The sequence below is a fragment of the Nitrosospira multiformis genome, from assembly GCF_900110185.1.
In the GTDB taxonomy this organism is placed as follows: Bacteria; Pseudomonadota; Gammaproteobacteria; order Burkholderiales; family Nitrosomonadaceae; genus Nitrosospira; species Nitrosospira multiformis_A.
Map to the genome: position 1 here is coordinate 47,953 of NZ_FOCT01000002.1, position 18,372 is coordinate 66,324.

The 18,372-nt window shown below is 54.4% G+C and carries 20 protein-coding genes; 13 read left to right on the forward strand and 7 right to left on the reverse strand.

Annotated elements, in window-relative coordinates:
* Positions 1 to 36: 36 nt before the first annotated feature.
* From BMY01_RS02535 to BMY01_RS02550, 4 genes are all read left to right on the forward strand, one after another.
* Positions 37 to 1,008: a CorA family divalent cation transporter gene (locus BMY01_RS02535; protein WP_074744042.1), complete on the forward strand. Its 972-nt coding sequence runs from the start codon at positions 37 to 39 to the stop codon at positions 1,006 to 1,008.
* 177 nt (positions 1,009 to 1,185) lie between these two features.
* Positions 1,186 to 1,650: a cupredoxin domain-containing protein gene (locus BMY01_RS02540; RefSeq protein WP_074744044.1), complete on the forward strand. Its 465-nt coding sequence runs from the start codon at positions 1,186 to 1,188 to the stop codon at positions 1,648 to 1,650.
* On the forward strand, positions 1,647 to 2,120 hold the full coding sequence (locus BMY01_RS02545; protein WP_074744046.1) for a DUF411 domain-containing protein: 474 nt from the start codon (positions 1,647 to 1,649) through the stop codon (positions 2,118 to 2,120). Before BMY01_RS02540 ends, BMY01_RS02545 begins: the two co-directional genes overlap by 4 nt.
* Entirely contained in the window at positions 2,117 to 2,836 is a 720-nt protein-coding gene (locus BMY01_RS02550) for a c-type cytochrome (RefSeq protein WP_254772573.1), read from the forward strand. Before BMY01_RS02545 ends, BMY01_RS02550 begins: the two co-directional genes overlap by 4 nt.
* 339 nt (positions 2,837 to 3,175) lie before the next feature.
* On the opposite strand, the gene rplS is transcribed toward BMY01_RS02550, so the two are convergent.
* From rplS to polA, 5 genes are all read right to left on the reverse strand, one after another.
* Positions 3,176 to 3,583 (reverse strand): 50S ribosomal protein L19, encoded by a 408-nt coding sequence (rplS, locus tag BMY01_RS02555; RefSeq protein WP_011379934.1) that lies wholly within the window; start codon positions 3,581 to 3,583, stop codon positions 3,176 to 3,178.
* Positions 3,584 to 3,638: 55 nt separating this feature from the next.
* Complete coding sequence (gene trmD / locus BMY01_RS02560; protein WP_074744048.1) at positions 3,639 to 4,409, reverse strand: tRNA (guanosine(37)-N1)-methyltransferase TrmD; 771 nt, start codon at positions 4,407 to 4,409, stop codon at positions 3,639 to 3,641.
* A gap of 2 nt (positions 4,410 to 4,411) precedes the next feature.
* Positions 4,412 to 4,918, reverse strand: a complete 507-nt coding sequence (gene rimM / locus BMY01_RS02565; RefSeq protein ID WP_074744050.1) for a ribosome maturation factor RimM — start codon at positions 4,916 to 4,918, stop codon at positions 4,412 to 4,414.
* 22 nt (positions 4,919 to 4,940) lie between these two features.
* The gene (gene rpsP / locus BMY01_RS02570; protein ID WP_074705489.1) at positions 4,941 to 5,204 is read right to left on the reverse strand and encodes a 30S ribosomal protein S16; all 264 of its coding nucleotides are present in this window, start codon (positions 5,202 to 5,204) and stop codon (positions 4,941 to 4,943) included.
* 108 nt (positions 5,205 to 5,312) lie between these two features.
* Complete coding sequence (gene polA / locus BMY01_RS02575; protein ID WP_074744052.1) at positions 5,313 to 8,030, reverse strand: DNA polymerase I; 2,718 nt, start codon at positions 8,028 to 8,030, stop codon at positions 5,313 to 5,315.
* A gap of 21 nt (positions 8,031 to 8,051) precedes the next feature.
* Between polA and BMY01_RS02580 the strand changes: the two genes are divergently transcribed.
* Genes BMY01_RS02580 through BMY01_RS02595 form a run of 4 tightly spaced genes read left to right on the forward strand, consistent with a single transcriptional unit; the run spans position 8,052 to position 11,000 of the window.
* Complete coding sequence (locus tag BMY01_RS02580; protein ID WP_074744054.1) at positions 8,052 to 8,780, forward strand: LOG family protein; 729 nt, start codon at positions 8,052 to 8,054, stop codon at positions 8,778 to 8,780.
* Positions 8,781 to 8,835: 55 nt separating this feature from the next.
* Complete coding sequence (locus BMY01_RS02585) at positions 8,836 to 9,201, forward strand: DUF2782 domain-containing protein (protein ID WP_074744056.1); 366 nt, start codon at positions 8,836 to 8,838, stop codon at positions 9,199 to 9,201.
* A gap of 57 nt (positions 9,202 to 9,258) precedes the next feature.
* Complete coding sequence (locus BMY01_RS02590) at positions 9,259 to 10,209, forward strand: homoserine kinase (protein ID WP_074744058.1); 951 nt, start codon at positions 9,259 to 9,261, stop codon at positions 10,207 to 10,209.
* 53 nt (positions 10,210 to 10,262) lie between these two features.
* Positions 10,263 to 11,000, forward strand: coding sequence for a BPSS1780 family membrane protein (locus tag BMY01_RS02595; RefSeq protein ID WP_074744060.1), 738 nt, complete (start codon positions 10,263 to 10,265; stop codon positions 10,998 to 11,000).
* A gap of 102 nt (positions 11,001 to 11,102) precedes the next feature.
* On the opposite strand, the gene BMY01_RS02600 is transcribed toward BMY01_RS02595, so the two are convergent.
* A complete protein-coding gene (locus BMY01_RS02600; protein ID WP_074744062.1) occupies positions 11,103 to 13,334 on the reverse strand; it encodes a UvrD-helicase domain-containing protein in 2,232 nt (743 codons plus the stop codon).
* Between the two features lie 209 nt (positions 13,335 to 13,543).
* Entirely contained in the window at positions 13,544 to 14,416 is an 873-nt protein-coding gene (locus BMY01_RS02605) for a phosphoribulokinase (protein ID WP_074744064.1), read from the reverse strand.
* A 347-nt stretch (positions 14,417 to 14,763) separates the two neighbouring features.
* Between BMY01_RS02605 and rplM the strand changes: the two genes are divergently transcribed.
* The 5 genes from rplM to BMY01_RS02630 all read left to right on the forward strand — a co-directional run bounded on the left by rplM (position 14,764) and on the right by BMY01_RS02630 (position 18,324).
* Positions 14,764 to 15,198: a 50S ribosomal protein L13 gene (gene rplM, locus BMY01_RS02610; RefSeq protein WP_074744066.1), complete on the forward strand. Its 435-nt coding sequence runs from the start codon at positions 14,764 to 14,766 to the stop codon at positions 15,196 to 15,198.
* A gap of 2 nt (positions 15,199 to 15,200) precedes the next feature.
* A complete protein-coding gene (gene rpsI / locus BMY01_RS02615) occupies positions 15,201 to 15,593 on the forward strand; it encodes a 30S ribosomal protein S9 (RefSeq protein ID WP_011379922.1) in 393 nt (130 codons plus the stop codon).
* A gap of 170 nt (positions 15,594 to 15,763) precedes the next feature.
* Positions 15,764 to 16,792 carry an N-acetyl-gamma-glutamyl-phosphate reductase gene (gene argC, locus BMY01_RS02620; protein WP_074744068.1) on the forward strand — a complete coding sequence of 343 codons (1,029 nt, stop codon included), beginning with the start codon at positions 15,764 to 15,766 and terminating at the stop codon, positions 16,790 to 16,792.
* Between the two features lie 320 nt (positions 16,793 to 17,112).
* Positions 17,113 to 17,889: a DUF6776 family protein gene (locus BMY01_RS02625; RefSeq protein ID WP_074744070.1), complete on the forward strand. Its 777-nt coding sequence runs from the start codon at positions 17,113 to 17,115 to the stop codon at positions 17,887 to 17,889.
* 9 nt (positions 17,890 to 17,898) lie between these two features.
* Complete coding sequence (locus tag BMY01_RS02630) at positions 17,899 to 18,324, forward strand: bactofilin family protein (protein ID WP_074744072.1); 426 nt, start codon at positions 17,899 to 17,901, stop codon at positions 18,322 to 18,324.
* Positions 18,325 to 18,372 lie beyond the last annotated feature (48 nt).

The following is an 18,372-nucleotide window of genomic DNA, read 5'->3' on the forward strand; positions in this document are numbered from 1 at the left end:
CTCGAGCGGTACCACACCATAACAAGGAGGTTCGTCATGATTCGCAGTGTTGTGAGGGATAATCACTCACTCTGCATCATTCACGGCCTGCCGCGGCGGGAGGGCGATGAGCATATTGTCTGGCTGGAGATCAATGCGCCGACGCCCCAGGACATTGTGTGTCTGAAGCAGCGCTTCGGTATCGACACCACACCGCAGGCAGGCAGCGTCTTCGATGATGGAACCTTCATGTACATGCGCGCCAAACTCCTCCGTTTGGGCAGCAACGGGACGCCGAGCTTTGGCGATGTAACTTTCATGCTGGGTGAGCAACTGGTCGCGATTCTCTGCCAGCACCCCGATTTTCACCCGTTCGATACAGCATTGCAGCGCATGAATCGCAGGCCGAATCATGCCCAGAATCCGAAATGGGTACTTCGCCTATTGTTGCAGGTAGCCAATGACAGTGCGGATACGGTAATAGATCGTCTTGCGGATGAACTGGAGCGAAGCGCAGAAGAGATTTCCGAAATATCGGATGGATACAATGCGCAGGGCAGGGAACTGGGTGTGCCTGATCTGATAGAAACCATGCAAGACCTGAATGAAAAGGAAGATATTATTTCGCGCTGCCTGGAAGCCCAGTTGTCGCTGGCGCGCACCGTGCGTTACTTGAGTGGCGAGATCGATAACGTGGCCGAGGCAGAGCTGCAGGTATTGACCACGGAGCTGGCCGAAGACGTGGCCGGCGTAAAGGAACATGCCTACTTCGAGCACGAGAAAGTGCGGTATCTGCAGAATGCAGTCACGAATATTCTCAACATCAAGCAGAACCAGATCGTCAAGGTCTTCACCATCATCACCGCAGTCTTCCTGCCGCCCACGCTGGTGGGCACCTTTTACGGCATGAACTTCGCCGTAATGCCGGAACTCGCGTGGGAATACGGATTCATCTATTCAATGGGGCTGACGGTATCGGCTGCGCTGCTGCCACTTATATACATAAAACGCAAGGGATGGTTGCGGTGAGATTGCGACCCTATGCAAAGCGGAGACAACAGGATGCTTCGCGGAACTCCAAACCCGCGTTTTCAGTCTATCGCGGCAAGTGGACATTTCTTTGCTATATTGGGCTTGCAAGAAGAATAAAAAGACGACTGCTTGAAGAGGGCCAAGCGGGACCTCGCATAGAAAGGAGAAAATCTCATGAAGAAGTTTCTGATCGCATCTGCTTTAAGCCTCGGCCTGGTTTCAATCAACGCCCTTGCTCAGGAGGACACGGAAGCCCTAGGAAAGCCGGGGGACCCCAGTCAGGTTTCCCGGATCGTTGAAATAACTGCGGTGGATAACCGCTTCAAACCTGACGCAATCAATGTGAAACAAGGTGAAACCATAAAATTTCTGATCACGAACCTAGGCAAGAAAAAGCACGAGATGATGATCGGCACTGCGGAAGAAATTGACAAGCATGGTAAAATGCTGAAAAAACACCCTGACCATGCGCATCCGGACCAGCCGGATATGGTCTCGGTCGAGCCGGGTAAGACCGGGGAGCTGGTATGGCATTTCACGGAAGCAGGCACAGTAAATTTTGCCTGCCCGCTGCCTGGCCACTTCAAAGGTATGAATTTCCCAGGTATGAAAGGCACAATCACAGTAGGAGCGAAATGAAAATATCGAGACATGCAGTATTGGCTGGAATCATGTTTGCCGCCTTTGCGGGCGGCGCTTATGCTTCCGCAACGGTTGACGTTTACAAAAGTTCCACCTGCAAGTGCTGCGCGAAGTGGGTCGATCATATGCGTGCCAACGGATTTACCGTGAACACGCATGATGTAGGCAACAAGGAAGCCCGTGAACAGGCGGGCATCGCCCCTGCACTCGGTTCATGTCACACCGCGCTGGTCGACGGTTATGCAATTGAAGGACACGTGCCTGCACAAGATGTCAAACGACTTCTGAGGGAGCGTCCTCGCGCCATCGGCCTGACTGCTCCCGGCATGCCGCATGGTTCCCCTGGAATGGAAGGCGAGCGTAACGATCCGTACGATGTGCTTCTGATTAACAAACAGGGGGAGACATCGATTTACAGTCGTCATCATCCCTCTGATCCGAAAACATCTGTGATGAGACTCAAATGAGGAGCCTCAGATCATCGAGCGATAGCGAGGTATGCGATAAGAAGCTCGCGGGTCCCGGTATTCCCGGCAGTAGCCGTGGCGATACTCTCAAAAGTGACAGGCATATGAGCCGGACAATCATAAATATGCGGGTATTGCTCCTGGCAAGCATGACGATTGGACTGATCGCGGGATGCGGCGAGCCGAAGCAGCTCGCCTCGCCATCCACAACCACGCCGCCTTCCGCCACGGAGACTGCTCCATCCGAGACCCCGCCAGCACCTTCCGCACCGCCTCCTGCCGGGTCCAGTACGGTTCCGGCTGAACCAACAACCCCACCTGCCGCTGCTCAAGTGGAGCCGCCTAAAAACCTCGCTGCACGCAAGCTCGCGCCGGAAAGAATCAAGCGCGGCGAAGAGATTTATCGAAAGAATTGTGCAAGTTGTCACGGACCGAACGGTGAAGCTACGCCAGGTTGGCGTACTCCAGGACCGGATGGCCGGTATCCTCCGCCGCCATTGGATGGCAGCGCTCACGCCTGGCATCACTCAACAGAAACGTTGGAAAAAATGATTCAGGATGGCAGCGTGGATGGCGCCATGCCTGCCTGGAAGGGAAAACTGACAAACCAGCAGATCGGGGACGTGATCGTCTGGATCAAGTCACTCTGGCCCGATGAGGTTTATGATATCTGGCACAAGGAAATCGAAAACAAGCCACAGCCAAAGCAGAATTAAGGGCTGGCAGGCGAAAATGGGACTAGGGGTTAGGGCTGAAAGCCTTAACCCCCATGATACATGATCTGAATTTGATGGCCGAAATTCGCTATCGCAGCGCTCGAGCGTATCCTGCCTTGGCAGTCTCTTCTGTCTCTTACCTTCACCACCTTTGCCGGACTCTGGATCAATCCTGAATGACGAGGCGCCGAGTGACGAACGTGCGTAGCGTACTCAAGAGCATGAACGAGAGTAACTGCGCACAAGTCGCTCCGCCAGCAACTGTGGGGAAAGGAACCATTGGAGATCTGCTCAGCGGTTCCTTAAAGCTTAAAGCCGGCTTAATGCCGGCTTAATGGTTTAGGCCTGCTCGGTCTTTTGCGTTCCGTTTTCAGCCTTCCTGGCTGAAGCACGAGCCGGCAGTTTTTCGCGAATGCGAGCAGATTTGCCGGAGCGATCGCGGAGATAATAAAGCTTGGCACGACGCACTGCCCCGCGGCGTTTGATCTCTATGCTCGCAATCAGGGGAGAATAAGTCTGAAAAGTCCTTTCCACTCCCTCACCGCTGGATACCTTGCGCACGGTAAAGGCAGAATTGAGACCACGGTTACGCTTGGCAATGACGGTACCCTCGTACGCCTGAATGCGTTTACGGTCTCCTTCCACCACCTTAACGTTGACGACAACCGTATCTCCAGGGGCAAAATCGGGAATTGTCTTGCCCAGGCGGCTGATTTCTTCGCTTTCAAGTTGCTCGATCAGATTCATTTTCGTGACTCCTTGCCTTATATTCCTTGCGTTTCAGTAACTTTCAATTTGGCACTCAATTCGCTTCGTATGCGTGCTGGAATTCTTCCAGCAATTTCCGCTCTTCCGCAGTGAGGCCTTTCTCCATTTTCAATGCCAGCAGATCAGGCCGCCGCAACCATGTTCTTCCCAAGGACTGCTGTAGCCGCCAGCGTTCAATCCTGGCGTGATTTCCGGACAACAAGACCTCGGGCACTACGCTTCCCCGATAGACCTCCGGTCGGGTGTAGTGGGGAAAATCCAGCAAACCTGCTGTAAAGGAATCCTGATTCGCGGATTCCGGATCTCCCAATACGCCGGGCAACTGCCGCACCAGACAATCCATGAGCACCATCGACGCCAGTTCACCGCCGGATACGACATAATCCCCAATGGAAATCTCATAGTCCACCTGACGTTCGATCAGCCGCTCATCCACTCCTTCATAACGGCCTGCCAGCAGCACCAATGCAGACAATTCGCTTAATTCCGTCACCACGTTCTGGTTCAGGGGCCTTCCCTGAGGTGACAGATAAATCACTTTCGTGCTGCTGATACCACAGGCTCTTTGCCTTTCCCTGGCAGCAGTTATCGCTTTTTCCAGGGGTTCCGCCAGCATTACCATGCCGGGTCCGCCTCCGTAGGGTCGGTCGTCCACCCTGCGATAATTATCCTCGGTAAATTCCCGCGGATTCCAGGTATACAGGCGATAAATGGCATTTTCATTCGCCCGCCCGGTTACCCCGTACCTGGTTACAGCATCGAACATTTCGGGAAAGAGGGTGATAACGTCGAAATCGAACGTCATAATCAGTAGTCCCGACCCCAATCCACCGTAATCCGACCCGCCGCCAGATCCACTTTGATGATCACCTGGTCAATGAAAGGTATCAACCTTTCGGTTTCTCCCGGGTTTTGCACCTGAAGCACATCGTTCGCTCCAGTTTCCAGCAGCCCTGCCACCTTACCCAGCGCTTCACCTTGCAAATTGATGACTGCAAGCCCGATGAGATCTGACCAGTAATAACCTTCCTCGCCGCTCTCCGGCAATGCCGGCAATAGTCTGCGGGGAATGGCGATCTTCAGTCCCTTCAGCCGTGCTGCCGCGTCACGGTCCGCACATCGTTCAAGTGAAGCCAGCAATACGTTCCCGTGAACCTCGCCCTCGATCACTTTGAATTTGTGCCATTTGCCGCCCTCGCTGCCCAACCACCAGTCCGGGTAATCCAGCAAGCCATCCACATATTCAGTATAGGGAAAAACCTTGATCCAGCCGGCTACCGCATATGGACCGGCAACGCGGCCCATTATCACCATTGGTTCGGCGGATTGGCCAGGTTCAGCTTCCTGCGACTTCTTGCGTGGAACCAAACTGCTTGATCAGCTTTTTCACGGTATCTGACGGCTGCGCACCTTTTGATTGCCAATAGGTGACGCGATCCAGCTTGACACGCAGCGATTCCTCACCTTCGGCTGCCCGCGGGTTATAAAAACCGACGCGCTCTATAAACTTGCCGTCACGCGCATTGCGTGAATCTGCTACGACCATATTGAAAAACGGGCGTTTTTTTGCGCCGCCTCGCGCCAGTCGAATAATGACCATGTAAATTGCCTGTGGAGGTCCAAAATCGAAAAGGGGGTGATTTTACGACAATTTTCAGGGATTTAGCAAGTAATACTTCTCCCCTTCCCGCTCTTTTCACCCCTGTGTTCAATGCGCCTGTTCCCAGTTTGGCCCGACGCCTACTTCCACCAATAACGGCACCTGAAGTTGCGCCACATTGCCCATAAGCAGCGGCAACTCGCGCTTTATCGTCTCGATTTCGTTTTCCGGTACTTCCAATACCAGTTCGTCATGGACCTGCATAATGAGTTTGCTGCTCAGGTCATGCCGCCGCAGCCAGTCATGCACTTCTATCATCGCGAGCTTGATGATATCCGCGGCAGTACCCTGCATGGGCGCATTGATGGCCGCGCGTTCCGCCGCCTGGCGGCGCATGCCGTTGGAACTGTTGATCTCCGACAGCCACAGCCGCCGTCCGAAGACGGTCTCCACATAGCGGTTTTCTCTTGCGGTTTTTCGCGTCCGCTGCATGTAGTCCGCCACTCCTGGATAGCGAGCAAAGTAGCGGTCCATATAGGCTCTGGCCGCGGCCCGCTCGATGCCGAGCTGCGTCGAGAGACCAAATTCCGACATGCCGTAGATCAGGCCGAAATTAATGATTTTCGCATATCTGCGCTGTTCGCTGCTCACTGTTTCCAGGGGAACGCCGAATATCTCGGAGCCCGTGGCGCGATGAATGTCTTCCCCTTGTGCGAAGGCCTTGAGCAGTCCGGCATCCTGTGAAATGTGCGCCATGATGCGTAATTCGATCTGTGAATAATCCGCGGAAACGATCCTGTGTCCCGTCGGGGCGATGAATGCTTCCCGGATACGCCGTCCTTCGGCCGTGCGGATGGGTATGTTCTGCAGGTTCGGTTCGTTACTGGCGAGCCTGCCCGTCACCGCGACGGCCTGGGCATAATTAGTATGCACTCTTCCAGTAACGGGGTGCACCATGCGCGGCAGCTTGTCAGTGTAAGTCGACTTGAGTTTGGCAAGACCGCGGTAATCCAGCAGAGCCCTGGCGAGCGGATAGTCGAGTGCGAGTTTTTGCAGCACATCTTCGTCGGTGGAAGGAACGCCGCTCGGTGTTTTTTTCATGACAGGCAGCTTGAGTCTGTCAAACAGGATTTCCTGAATCTGTTTGGGTGAATTCAGGTTGAATGGCAGCCCGGCAATGGTGCAGGCGCGCTCCTCCAGTGCCAGCATTTTCTCGCCGAGTTCACGGCTTTGCGTTTCCAGCAATTTGAGATCCAGCAGCACGCCGTTACGCTCCATCTCGAACAAGACATCCATCACGGGCATTTCCAGCCTGCGATAGATATGATCGAGCTTTGCATCCTTGCCAACTTCAGCATACAGGTGCTGGTGCAACTGCAGCGTGATATCCGCATCCTCGGCCGCATATTGCGCAGCGCGTTCGATATCCACCTGCTCGAAACCTATTCGGGCGGCTCCCTTGCCGGTGACTTCATCATAGGTGATGGTTTTGATCCCCAGATGCCGCAGCGCAAGGTTGTCCATATCGTGCGGGTGATGGGATTCGAAGACATAGGATTGCAGCAGCGTGTCGTGAACGATTCCTTTCACCCTGATGCCGTGATTGGCGAATACGTGCCTGTCAAACTTCAGGTTCTGCCCCAGCTTGGGGGCGGAGGGGTCCGTCAGCCAAGATTTGAGCTTTTCGAGCACAAAGTCGAGCGGCAACTGGCTGGGGGCACCGGTATAACGATGTCCCAGCGGTATATAAGCCCCGTGATGTGGTTCCACGGAAAACGAGATACCCACCAGCTCGGCGCGCATCGGATCAAGCCCCGTCGTTTCGGTGTCGAGTGAAACGAGCGGTGCCGCGGCGATTCGCATCATCCACTCATCGAGTTGCTCCGGGGTAAGAAGGGCCTGATAATCGGCCTGTACCAGATTCGAGCCTGCCGGGGCAGAACCCGCAGAAAGCGCATCAGCGCCTCCTTCCGCTTGGGATTCCTGTTGCAACTCGCGCAACCAGCTCTTGAAATCCAGCCGCTCGTACAACTCCGCGAGCTTTATCGTGTTCGGAGGCTGGGGTCCGAGATCATGCAGGTTGACCGGCAACGAAACGTCACACTTAATGGAGAGCAGTTGCCGCGATCTGCTCAACCAGCCCAGCGCATTGCGCAGATTCTCCCCTACTACGCCGCCTATTTCACCGGCGTGGACAAGCAGGTTGTCGAGTGTCCCATATTGATTGAGCCACTTCACCGCGGTTTTTGGTCCCACCTTCGCCACGCCGGGGATGTTGTCGACCGCGTCACCCACCAGCGCCAGATAGTCGAGCATGCGTTCTGGAGGTACGCCGAAACGTCCGAGCACACCGGCTTCATCAAGCATTTCGTTCGTCATGGTATTGACTAGGGTTACCTGCGAATTCACCAGTTGCGCAATGTCTTTGTCGCCAGTCGAAATGATGCAGCGCATGTTCTCGCCTTCCGCCTGTTTCACCAGCGTACCGATCACATCGTCCGCCTCTACTCCTTCCACAGAAAGCATCGGCCATCCCATCGCATTTATGCATTCCAGGAGCGGTGCAATCTGGGCGGCAAGCTCGTCGGGCATGGGGGGCCGGTTCGCCTTGTACTCGGCGTAGAGCTCATCGCGGAAAGTCTTGCCTTTTGCATCAAATACGCAAGCGCTATAATCGGCCTGATAATCCTTGTGCAAGCGGCGCAGCATATTCAGCACGCCATAGACTGCACCGGTCGGCTCGTTATTGCGGTTGCGGAAATCGGGCAGCGCGTGAAAAGCGCGATACAGATAAGATGAACCATCGACCAGCAGTAGTGTTTTCATTTAACTTCCAAAGGTTTTCCGATGAGCCTGAAAAACAAAGCAGCCCGTACCATGACAAACGATTTCCAGGAGAAGGCATGGTCAGGACGTGAATCCTGGCGCGTGTTCGGGATTATGGCAGAATTTGTCGAGGCAACGGAGCGTCTCCATTCCGTCATGCCGGCGGTCAGCATTTTCGGCAGTGCCCGCACTCTCCCTGATCATCCCTACTATGAGTTAACCGAGCAGATTGCGCGGCAACTCTCCGATGCAGGCTTTTCCGTCATCTCCGGTGGAGGGCCAGGCATCATGGAAGCCGCGAACAAGGGGGCCTATTATGGCGAATCCCCCAGTATCGGACTAAATATCCAGTTGCCGCACGAGCAGCACCGGAATGTTTATCAGGACGTCAGCCAGACGTTTCGCCATTTTTTTGCGCGTAAATACATGTTCGTCAAACTCGCGACAGCCTATGTGGTGCTGCCCGGCGGATTCGGCACCCTGGACGAACTGATGGAAGCGCTGACACTGGTCCAGACCGGGAAGACACGCAGAATGCCCATTATCCTGGTTCGTTCGGATTTCTGGCGCGGCATGCTCGAGTGGCTGCAGAATGTACTCGTCGCGGAGGGCATGATCGCCCCTGAAGATATGGATCTGATCCAGCTAATCGACGAGCCGGCGGAGGTGGTGGATGCGATATTCAAGTATTACGAGACGCGCGGCTTCGAGCCTTCCGTCGCGGAACGGGAAATTCAACTCAATCTATAACACTCAGGGCATTTCGGATAGAATGGTATATTGACCTGACCCGCCGGGAGGCGCCATGCGTCGTATCGTTGTTGCACTGTTATTGAGTTCTGTACTACCAGCGGCGGCGCAATCCAATCAGCCCAAGGATTTGCGGCCCATACCGGAAGTGCCGGAACCCCCGGAATTATCGTTGCCTTCGGCCGGTATCGAAGACGAGGAAGAATCGCTTGAGCCCCAGGTTACCATCACCAAGCGCGGAGAGGACCAAATCGAGGAATATCGCCTCAATGGACGCCTCTACATGATCAAGGTCGTACCGCGCATAGGGCTTCCGTATTACCTGATCGACAATCGCGGCGATGGCACTTTTTCCACCCACGATACAGGCGGTCTGGATCAGCGTATTCGCCCTCCCATGTGGGTGATACGCGAGTTCTGATTTTCCAGGACAGCCATTGCGCCTGATTAAACTGCTTCTGCCTTACTTTCCCGCTCCATGTCTGTCTTCACCATAGTTACCCATGAGCAGCTTTCCGCGTGGCTGAGAAATTATTCCGTCGGCAAACTGATCAATCTGCAGGGTATTTCTTCCGGAATTGAAAATACGAATTATTTTGTCACCACCAGCCACGGTAAATATGTTCTGACTCTATTTGAGAAACTGACTTCGGCGGAACTGCCCTACTATTTGAATCTGATGGCCTACCTGGCGCGCCACGGCCTTCCCTGCCCCAGTCCCGTGGCGGATCTCGCCAATAAATTCCTGGGAGAGCTCAACGGCAAGCCGGCGAGCATTGTCACCTGCCTTCCCGGAAAGTCGCAGGAATCTCCCACGGCCGCCCACTGCGCCGAGGTTGGCGAACTCCTGGCGAACATGCATTTATCCGGCTTATCCTATCCGGAAAAAATGGAGAATTTGCGAGGACCCAAGTGGTGGAAAGCTGCGGCACAGGAAGTCATGCCGTTTCTTTCGGAGGACGAGGCTGCGATTCTCGGGGAGGAATTACGCTTTCAATCATCGCATCGAACGGAAAGCCTTCCGCGTGGTGTGATCCACGCCGACCTGTTTCGTGACAACGTGCTTTTCAACAATGGTGCAATGGGCGGAGTGATCGATTTCTACTTTGCCTGCAACGATGTGCTGCTATACGACCTGGCGATTACCGCGAACGACTGGTGTCTCAACGAAAATGCGGACTTGGACCCGGAGCGGACTTTATCGCTGCTCGAAGCCTATCATCGCACCCGGCCGCTGCTAGAGGCCGAGCGTGATGCCTGGCCGGTGATGCTGCGCGCCGGCGCATTGCGCTTCTGGCTCTCACGCCTGCAGGATTATCACCTGCCGCGGGCCGGAGAACTTACGCACGTGAAGGACCCTGCTCACTTCATGCGTATACTGAAAAACCATGCAGCAGCACGCTCGAAGCTCGCCGAGGTGTGGATCTGAGCGTCAGTTGAACAGCGGGCGGGATGGAAGACGTTTATCGGAGAAAAAACAAGATGGATATCAGGCAGGTAGACGGGAGAAGGGGATGGGAATGGATAGCGGAAGGCTTTCAGTTATTCCGCAGAGTCCCCATGGTGTGGATTCTTCTTTGCACCACCCTTCTGCTTATCGCGGCTACCCTGGGACTTATCCCAACGGCGGGCCAATTCATTTTCACGTTGCTCTCGCCGGTATTCCTGGCGGGACTGATGATCGGCTGCAGAACGCTGGAACGCGGAGGGCAACTGGAAATAGGGCACCTCTTTGCGGGCTTTCGCAACCCCGGACCGCTGATTACGATAGGGGGAATTTATCTGGTGGGCCAGGTGCTCATCGTCGGCATATTCATGCTGGTCGGGGGTGACGTGCTGATGAGCCTGTTGCTGGAAGGAAAACGGGTCGATGAAAACGAATTGAAAAACGTATCAGGCGATATGTTATCCGCTTCCCTGGTAGCGCTGACCCTGTCCATTCCTCTCCTGATGGCGACCTGGTTCGCGCCTCTGCTGACAGTATTCGATGAAATGTCTCCAGTGGAAGCAATGCGAACGAGCTTCTTTGCGTGCGTAAAAAACATCGTAGCATTCCAGATTTACCTGATTGTACTCGTGGCGTTCACGATAATCGCCATGATTCCTTACGGCCTGGGATTTTTTGTGCTGGTCCCGACCGTTTTCGCCTCGATCTACACCAGCTACATGGATATTTTTCAGGAAACCGAAAATTCCGGGGATGTCACGGAAAGCGCATGAATCCCCTCGGGGATTCATGACGGGGAGTACCCGGCGGGAAACGAGGCGGCGAGGCGAAAAGTAAAGCATTTCCAGCTCACACCGGCACCGGGCTCACAGGATTTACAACGCTGTCAGTTTTGCATATTCCAGTAACAACCACTTGCTGCCATTGCGGCCGAATTTAACCTCAACCCGCGCATCGGCACCGCGGCCTTCGCAGTTGACGATCACTCCTGCCCCGAACTTTGCGTGAACCACGTTCTGGCCCACGCGCCAGGGCGATGTCGTCGTCTCCCTCACCCCCATTTCCCGGATTTGGGGACGCTGCGCAACCTCCTGAGTAGGAGAAACCGGTCCCGGTCGCCAAGGCGCTGTCTTCTGCACGGGCTGCAGCCACTTGAGCAAGCTCTGCGGTATTTCCTCTATGAATCGAGTGGGAATATTGTAGCGAGTCTGGCCATGCAACATGCGGCTTTGAGCAAAGCTCAAATACAAGCGGCGCCTCGCGCGCGTCACGGCTACATACATCAGGCGGCGCTCCTCTTCCAGCCCCCCCGCCTCGTTACGGCTGTTATCGTGGGGAAACAAACCTTCTTCGAGACCACTTAGAAATACACTGTGAAATTCCAGTCCTTTGGCTGAGTGCACGGTCATCAGCTGCAAGGCGTCCTCCCCTCCGCCGGCTTGGTGCTCGCCTGCTTCCAGGGAAGCATGATTGAGAAAAACGGCCAAGCCGTCATCTTCGGCTTCATGCACGAAGGCAGTCGCCGCAGTGATCAACTCGTTCAAATTCTCCAGCCGGTCGGCACCCTCGCGCTCGGCCTGGTAATGCTTAATCAATCCGCTGTGCTCCAGCATATGTTCGACGATTTCCGGGAGCGGCAGGGTTTCACAAACCTGCCGCATCGATTCGATCAGCGCAACGAAGCTCTCGATGCCTTTTCTAGGCCTATCCGGCTCTTTATTCTCCCCCATTCCCACAGAGGACTTATTCGGCAAGCCTGACGTGGAAGGCTCTCTGCCCCTGCATTTTTTCAGCATCGCTTCCCAGAGGCTCCCCCCCTGTTGCCTGGCTTCATCCTGCAATTGCTCCAGGCTCCGCAGGCCGATGCCACGCGCCGGGAAGTTGACGATTCTCAGTAGCGCGTTGTCATCCTCCGGATTGGCTATCATTCGCAGGTAAGCCAATGCGTGCTTGATTTCCTGCCGCTCGAAGAAGCGCATGCCCCCATATACCCGATAAGGCAGCGAGGCATTGAACAAGGCGTGCTCCAGCACACGTGATTGCGCGTTGGAACGATAAAGCAACGCGATCTGGGACAATTGGACCCCCTCCGCACGCAGGGATTTGACTTCATCCACGATAAACGCCGCTTCATCGAAATCCGTCGGGGCGTTGTATACCCGTATCGGCTCCCCGCGTCCTTCCGAAGTCCAGAGATTCTTGCCGAGCCGTCCATTGTTGTTGCGTATCAGCGTGTTGGCGGCATCCAGAATATTGCCATGTGAACGGTAATTCTGCTCCAGCTTGATAATTCTGGGGATGCGAAAGTCCTGTTCGAACTCTCTCATGTTGCCGGTATTGGCGCCGCGAAAGGCATAAATGCTCTGATCGTCATCGCCCACGGCAAAGACAGCGGTTTTCGGACCCGCGAGCAGGCGCAGCCATTTGTATTGCAGCCGGCTGGTATCCTGGAATTCGTCCACCAGGATGTGCAGGAAACGACCGCGATAATGCTCGCGTACGATTTCGTTGCGCATCAGCAATTCATAGCTGCGCAGCAACAACTCGGCAAAATCAACCGCCCCTTCCTTGTTGCATTGCTGCTCGTAAGATGCATAAAACTCGACCATCTTGCGCGTGTAGTCATCGTACGCTTCCACCTGCGATGCGCGCAGCCCCTCTTCCTTGGCATTATTGATGAACCATTGAACCTGGCGCGGAGGAAATTTCTCATCATCCGCACCCAGATTTTTCAGGATGCGCTTGATGACCGCCAACTGATCGGCGGAGTCCAGGATCTGAAAGGTTTGCGGCAAACCGGCATCCTGGTGGTGAGCGCGAAGCAGGCGGTTGCATAAGCCGTGGAAGGTACCTATCCACATACCGCGCGTATTGATGGGCAGCATGGCGGCAATGCGAGTGAGCATTTCCTTGGCCGCCTTATTGGTAAAAGTGACGGCCAATATTCCGTGAGGACTGACTTCGCCGGACTGAATCAGATACGCGATGCGGGTCGTAAGGACCTTGGTCTTGCCGCTGCCCGCGCCGGCAAGCACCAACGCCGACTGGTGGGGCAACGTAACTGCTTCGAGTTGTTCCGGGTTTAGTGCGGTGAGTAGAGAAGACATACAGCAAAGATTTTTCCGGTCCGGGCACGGCCGGGATCATTCAGGCCGTGCAAAATCGGATTAAAAGCAATGTAGAACAGTATGATGCTCCTGCATACCCGGCCCCTTGGTTCTCCTTCCGGTATAGGGAGTCGCGCGATGCGCACGAAGGGTGCCGGGTTTGCAGGATGTTTTAGTTTTACTATAACGCTGGGCGCTATTACCTGCGGCTACTTTTTGCGGCTTGCCACCACGAGATCAAGAATAAGCGGCGTCAATATGAGCTCTATGGCCAGACCCATTTTCCCGCCGGGAACGACGATGGTGTTCGGGCGGGACATGAATGAATTGTGAATCATGGCAAGCAGATACGGAAAATCGACATTCCTCGGATCACGAAACCGGATCACGACGAAACTTTCGTCCAGCGTCGGGATGTCCCGCGCGATGAAAGGATTCGAGGTATCCACTGTCGGCACACGCTGGAAATTGACATGCGTTTTGGAAAATTGCGGAGTAATGTAATGCACATAATCGTGCATGCGTCGGAGTATCGTGTGCGTCACCGCTTCGGCCGAATAACCACGCGCATTCATGTCGCGGTGGATTTTCTGAATCCACTCCAGATTCACGATGGGCACGACACCGACCAGCAGATCGACATATCGGGCCGCGTCCACCGTGTCACTCTGCACTCCTCCATGCAGCCCCTCGTAAAACAGCAGGTCCGAGCCGGGCTTTATCGGCGCCCAGGGCGTGAAGGTACCTGCCTTCTGCTGATAGGGCGCGGCCTCCTCGTCATTGTGCAGGTACAGGCGCGTCTCCCCGCCGCCGGTTTCGCCGTATTCCTTGAACAACGCTTCCAGCTTCTCGAACTCGTTGGCCTCCGGACCGAAATGACTGATGGGACGTCCTCCGTCCTTTTCGGATTCGGCTACGGCTTTTTTCATGGCATCGCGATCATAACGATGGAAGCTATCCCCCTCCACCACCGCAGCAGTCAGTTTCTCGCGCCGGAAAATATGCTCGAAACTATTCTTGACCGTCGACGTACCGGCGCCGGAAGATCCGGTAACGGCGATGACAGGGTGTTTTTGCGACATACAACTTCTCCTCGGACAAATAGATAATAAGATGATGTTATGGAATCTTCGAACATGTTGCCAGGCGAGCAGGGAGCACTTGTTCAGAGGGCTTCCTGCAATTTTTGCCTCAATATTCGCTGTAATCTTCCGCCTGCAATTTTAAGGTGGGTTATGATAACCGTTTTCTCAATGATTTTGGTGGGAACAAAAGTCGCCGGTATACGCCCCCTTGCAAAACGAAAATCAGCGAAGAGAGTGGTGTTTGTGGCAGACGAATACGACTTCTGTCCACGGACTCCAGTTTGACATTTATGCATCTCTGACATAAAATGCGCGGCTTTTAGTAAATAAGCAGGGGTAGGTTTGTGAAAACCTTTTCAGCCAAACCACATGAAGTGAATCGGGAATGGTTCGTGATTGATGCGGCCGGCAAGGTACTTGGACGCCTCGCTGCCGAGATTGCCCATCGTCTTCGCGGCAAGCATAAGCCTATCTATACGCCGCATGTGGATACTGGTGATTTCATTGTCGTGATCAACGTGGACAAGATGCGCGTTACCGGCAACAAGGCTGAAAGCAAGATGTACTATCGCCACAGCGGTTACCCCGGTGGTATATACGAAACGAGTTTCGCGAAAATGCATACGCGCTTTCCCGGCAGGCCGCTGGAAAAAGCAGTAAAAGGCATGCTGCCGAAAGGTCCTCTCGGCTATGCAATGTTAAAGAAACTCAAGATATATGCCGGTGCAGCACATCCACACGCCGCACAACAGCCGCGGCAACTTGAAGTCAGGGCTTGATCATGAATGGAACCTACAGTTACGGTACGGGACGGCGCAAAAGCGCGGTAGCGCGCGTGTTCATCAAGCCGGGTAGCGGCGTGATAACAGTCAACAACAAACCCGTGGATGAGTTTTTTTCCCGGGAAACGGGACGCATGGTGGTTCGCCAGCCGCTGGAATTGACCGGAAATCTCGATCGCTTCGACATCCTGGTGAATATTCACGGCGGGGGCGAATCCGGACAGGCAGGCGCGGTGAGACATGGAATTACCCGTGCCCTAATTGACTTCGATGCAACCCTGAAACCCGTATTGAGCAATGCCGGGCTGGTTACGCGTGACGCGCGTGAAGTGGAGCGCAAAAAGGTTGGTCTGCGCAAGGCACGACGCCGGAAACAGTTCTCCAAACGATAAGCTTTTATCTGTCATAAAAAGCCGCCTGCCCGCTGTTTCTGGCGGACATGCGGCTTTTTTCTTTTTTTAGCGCTGGTAATCGTAAAACCTTCCACAGACATCATGGCGGATGTCAGGTAGACGATACGGCGTGACAACGAATTTTAACCACACGAAAATTTCGAAGAACCATGCTTAAGATCGGCATCGTAGGGGGAACCGGATATACCGGAGTAGAGCTGCTGCGCATCTTGTCTCAACACCCGGAGGTGAGTATCGAGGCAATTACATCGCGCAAGGAAGCTGGCATGGATGTCGCCCAGTTGTTTCCAAGTCTGCGTGGGCGGATAGAGTTAAAATTTTCCGATCCCGCAGAGGCAAACCTCGAAAAATGCGACGTGGTATTCTTTGCCACCCCGAATGGCATTGCCATGAAACAGGTTCCATCCCTGCTCGATGCAGGCGTGCGGATAATTGATCTTGCCGCCGATTTTCGTATCAAGGATATCGCCGTCTGGGAAAAATGGTATGGAATGACTCATGCCTGCCCCGAACTGGTTGCGGAGGCGGTCTACGGTCTGCCGGAAATCAATCGCGACAGGATAAAGACAGCCCGGCTCATAGCCAACCCCGGCTGCTATCCCACGGCCGTGCAACTGGGTTTCCTTCCCTTGGTGGAATCGGATGCCGTGGATCTGGATCATCTCATTGCAGACGCGAAATCGGGCGTGTCAGGCGCGGGACGCAACGCGGAAATTCATACCCTTTTTGCTGAAGCAGGGGACAACTTCAAGGCCTATGGAGTATCCGGGCATCGCCATCTTCCCGAGATCAGGCAGGGCTTGTCGCAAGCGGCAAAACACCCGGTCGGTCTGACATTCGTACCGCACCTCACCCCGATGATTCGCGGCATCCATGCCACGCTTTATGTAAAACTTCTTAAAGAAGTCGATTTGCAGGCGTTATACGAAAACCGCTACGTGGATGAACCGTTTGTCGACGTGCTTCCGGCAGGCTCCCATCCGGAAACCCGCTCTGTACGGGGTTCGAATCTCTGCCGCATCGCCGTCCACCGCCCCCAGGGTGGGGATACGGCCGTCATACTCTCGGTTACGGACAACCTTGTCAAGGGTGCGGCCGGGCAGGCAGTGCAAAATATGAACCTCATGTTCGGCTTGCCGGAAACCCTTGCCATCACCCATGTCCCCCTGTTTCCGTAAGAAATCGTAAATAAGCGGGCGGAGCTGCAGTGCTGTCGAAATCGAGTCCAGGTGCCCCTCACGAAGATCCAGCCATGCAATGTAAGTTAATTTCTAGAAAATGCATTATGGCGGCTGTTCCTCGATAAAAGTTAGTCTTTGTCAAGATCGAGGTTCATCGTTAGAATATCCATAGTTGGCTGCGGGTTTCTCTCGACACTTCTCCTGGTAGTGATCAAGGATCCCGCTGCAAGAGAAACTTTCCATTATTTCGATCTGATGCTCTTTTGCGATGTTTCGGATACGCTTGGCTGCCGCTTCAAAGGGCATGACCTGCGCTTATGATAAAGTCGCGTAATAGAAGGCACAAAATAGCTGCGGCGCCAGCCGCGGTCCGATTACAGACTCCCGCTCATGTCCGCTGGGCGACTCTTGCCATCCTGCTCGTGGCTGCGCTGATTCTTTCGTGGGGCATGTACGATGCCGGGCGCAAGGCCGGTATTCCCGACAGAATCGAACCCCCGCGTGAAGAAAAAACCGAGGCAGGACCGGAGATGGAGCGGTTATCGCAGTTGAATGCGCGACTGCAGCACGAGAATGACGAACTGCGCATAAAGATGGCGGGACTCGATCAGCAGTTGCAAATGGATCAGGCCGCCCGTCAGGATATCGCGAGCCAAGTCAAGACCCTTCAGGGCGAGAATACGCGCCTCAAGGAAGAACTGGCCTTTTTCCAGAATCTTGGTTCTGCTCCTGGCAAGACTGGGCAGCGTGTTTCCATCGGGGGCCTGAAGCTTGAAAAAGGTAAACTGCCCGGTGAATACCGATACAGCCTGCTTCTGGTTCAGTCAGGAGTGCGGGGCAAGGATTTTCACGGCAACCTGGAATTTGCCGTCAACTTTCAGCAGAATGGGGAAAAAATGGTCCAGCCCCTCACCTCCCGTGAGACCAGCGACGACCCATCGAAAAAGTTTGATGTCAGTTTCCGGTTTTATCGGCGAGTGGAAAATACTTTCTGGCTGGCTCCGGAGGCCATTGTCGACAGCTTGCAGGTGAAAGTATTCGAGAAGGGCGAAACGCAGGCCAGGCTCATGCAAACGGTGAACCTGTCTTTGTAAGGAGAGAAAATGTTTGAGAAAATAGGCAGACCGCACAACCAGATCGATTCGCTTATCGGCGTCGATACTCACATTGAAGGAAATATCATCTTCACCGGGGGGGTACGAATAGACGGTCGTGTTACGGGAAACATTACCGGGTTGAGCGACATGCCGAGCACCCTGGTTTTAAGCGATCAGGCGATCGTAGAGGGTGTCATCCACGTTTCCCATGCTGTGATCAATGGCACGGTAGTCGGCACGATAAAGGTTACCGAGTATGTGGAACTCCAGCCAAAGGCGAAGGTCTGTGGCGATGTACACTATAAGGGCATGGAAATACATCTCGGTGCATCTGTTCAGGGCATGCTGCTCCATACGGAAATCCTGGAACGTGAAAGCAATATCGTTACATTATTGCCTGCGGCCCAGATCAACGATTTGAAGCACGTGTAATACTGCAATCTCTCACCAGGCTATTCGGAAACGCTTATGAACGCTCCT

Excerpts from the sequence above, each read along its gene's own strand:
- BMY01_RS02535 (WP_074744042.1), top strand. The coding sequence starts at position 37 with ATGATTCGCAGTGTTGTGAGGGATAATCACTCACTCTGCATCATTCAC.
- BMY01_RS02540 (WP_074744044.1), top strand. The coding sequence starts at position 1,186 with ATGAAGAAGTTTCTGATCGCATCTGCTTTAAGCCTCGGCCTGGTTTCA.
- BMY01_RS02545 (WP_074744046.1), top strand. The coding sequence starts at position 1,647 with ATGAAAATATCGAGACATGCAGTATTGGCTGGAATCATGTTTGCCGCC.
- BMY01_RS02550 (WP_254772573.1), top strand. The coding sequence starts at position 2,117 with ATGAGGAGCCTCAGATCATCGAGCGATAGCGAGGTATGCGATAAGAAG.
- rplS (WP_011379934.1), bottom strand. The coding sequence starts at position 3,583 with ATGAATCTGATCGAGCAACTTGAAAGCGAAGAAATCAGCCGCCTGGGC.
- trmD (WP_074744048.1), bottom strand. The coding sequence starts at position 4,409 with ATGACGTTCGATTTCGACGTTATCACCCTCTTTCCCGAAATGTTCGAT.
- rimM (WP_074744050.1), bottom strand. The coding sequence starts at position 4,918 with ATGGTGATAATGGGCCGCGTTGCCGGTCCATATGCGGTAGCCGGCTGG.
- rpsP (WP_074705489.1), bottom strand. The coding sequence starts at position 5,204 with ATGGTCATTATTCGACTGGCGCGAGGCGGCGCAAAAAAACGCCCGTTT.
- polA (WP_074744052.1), bottom strand. The coding sequence starts at position 8,030 with ATGAAAACACTACTGCTGGTCGATGGTTCATCTTATCTGTATCGCGCT.
- BMY01_RS02580 (WP_074744054.1), top strand. The coding sequence starts at position 8,052 with ATGAGCCTGAAAAACAAAGCAGCCCGTACCATGACAAACGATTTCCAG.
- BMY01_RS02585 (WP_074744056.1), top strand. The coding sequence starts at position 8,836 with ATGCGTCGTATCGTTGTTGCACTGTTATTGAGTTCTGTACTACCAGCG.
- BMY01_RS02590 (WP_074744058.1), top strand. The coding sequence starts at position 9,259 with ATGTCTGTCTTCACCATAGTTACCCATGAGCAGCTTTCCGCGTGGCTG.
- BMY01_RS02595 (WP_074744060.1), top strand. The coding sequence starts at position 10,263 with ATGGATATCAGGCAGGTAGACGGGAGAAGGGGATGGGAATGGATAGCG.
- BMY01_RS02600 (WP_074744062.1), bottom strand. The coding sequence starts at position 13,334 with ATGTCTTCTCTACTCACCGCACTAAACCCGGAACAACTCGAAGCAGTT.
- BMY01_RS02605 (WP_074744064.1), bottom strand. The coding sequence starts at position 14,416 with ATGTCGCAAAAACACCCTGTCATCGCCGTTACCGGATCTTCCGGCGCC.
- rpsI (WP_011379922.1), top strand. The coding sequence starts at position 15,201 with ATGAATGGAACCTACAGTTACGGTACGGGACGGCGCAAAAGCGCGGTA.
- argC (WP_074744068.1), top strand. The coding sequence starts at position 15,764 with ATGCTTAAGATCGGCATCGTAGGGGGAACCGGATATACCGGAGTAGAG.
- BMY01_RS02625 (WP_074744070.1), top strand. The coding sequence starts at position 17,113 with ATGATAAAGTCGCGTAATAGAAGGCACAAAATAGCTGCGGCGCCAGCC.
- BMY01_RS02630 (WP_074744072.1), top strand. The coding sequence starts at position 17,899 with ATGTTTGAGAAAATAGGCAGACCGCACAACCAGATCGATTCGCTTATC.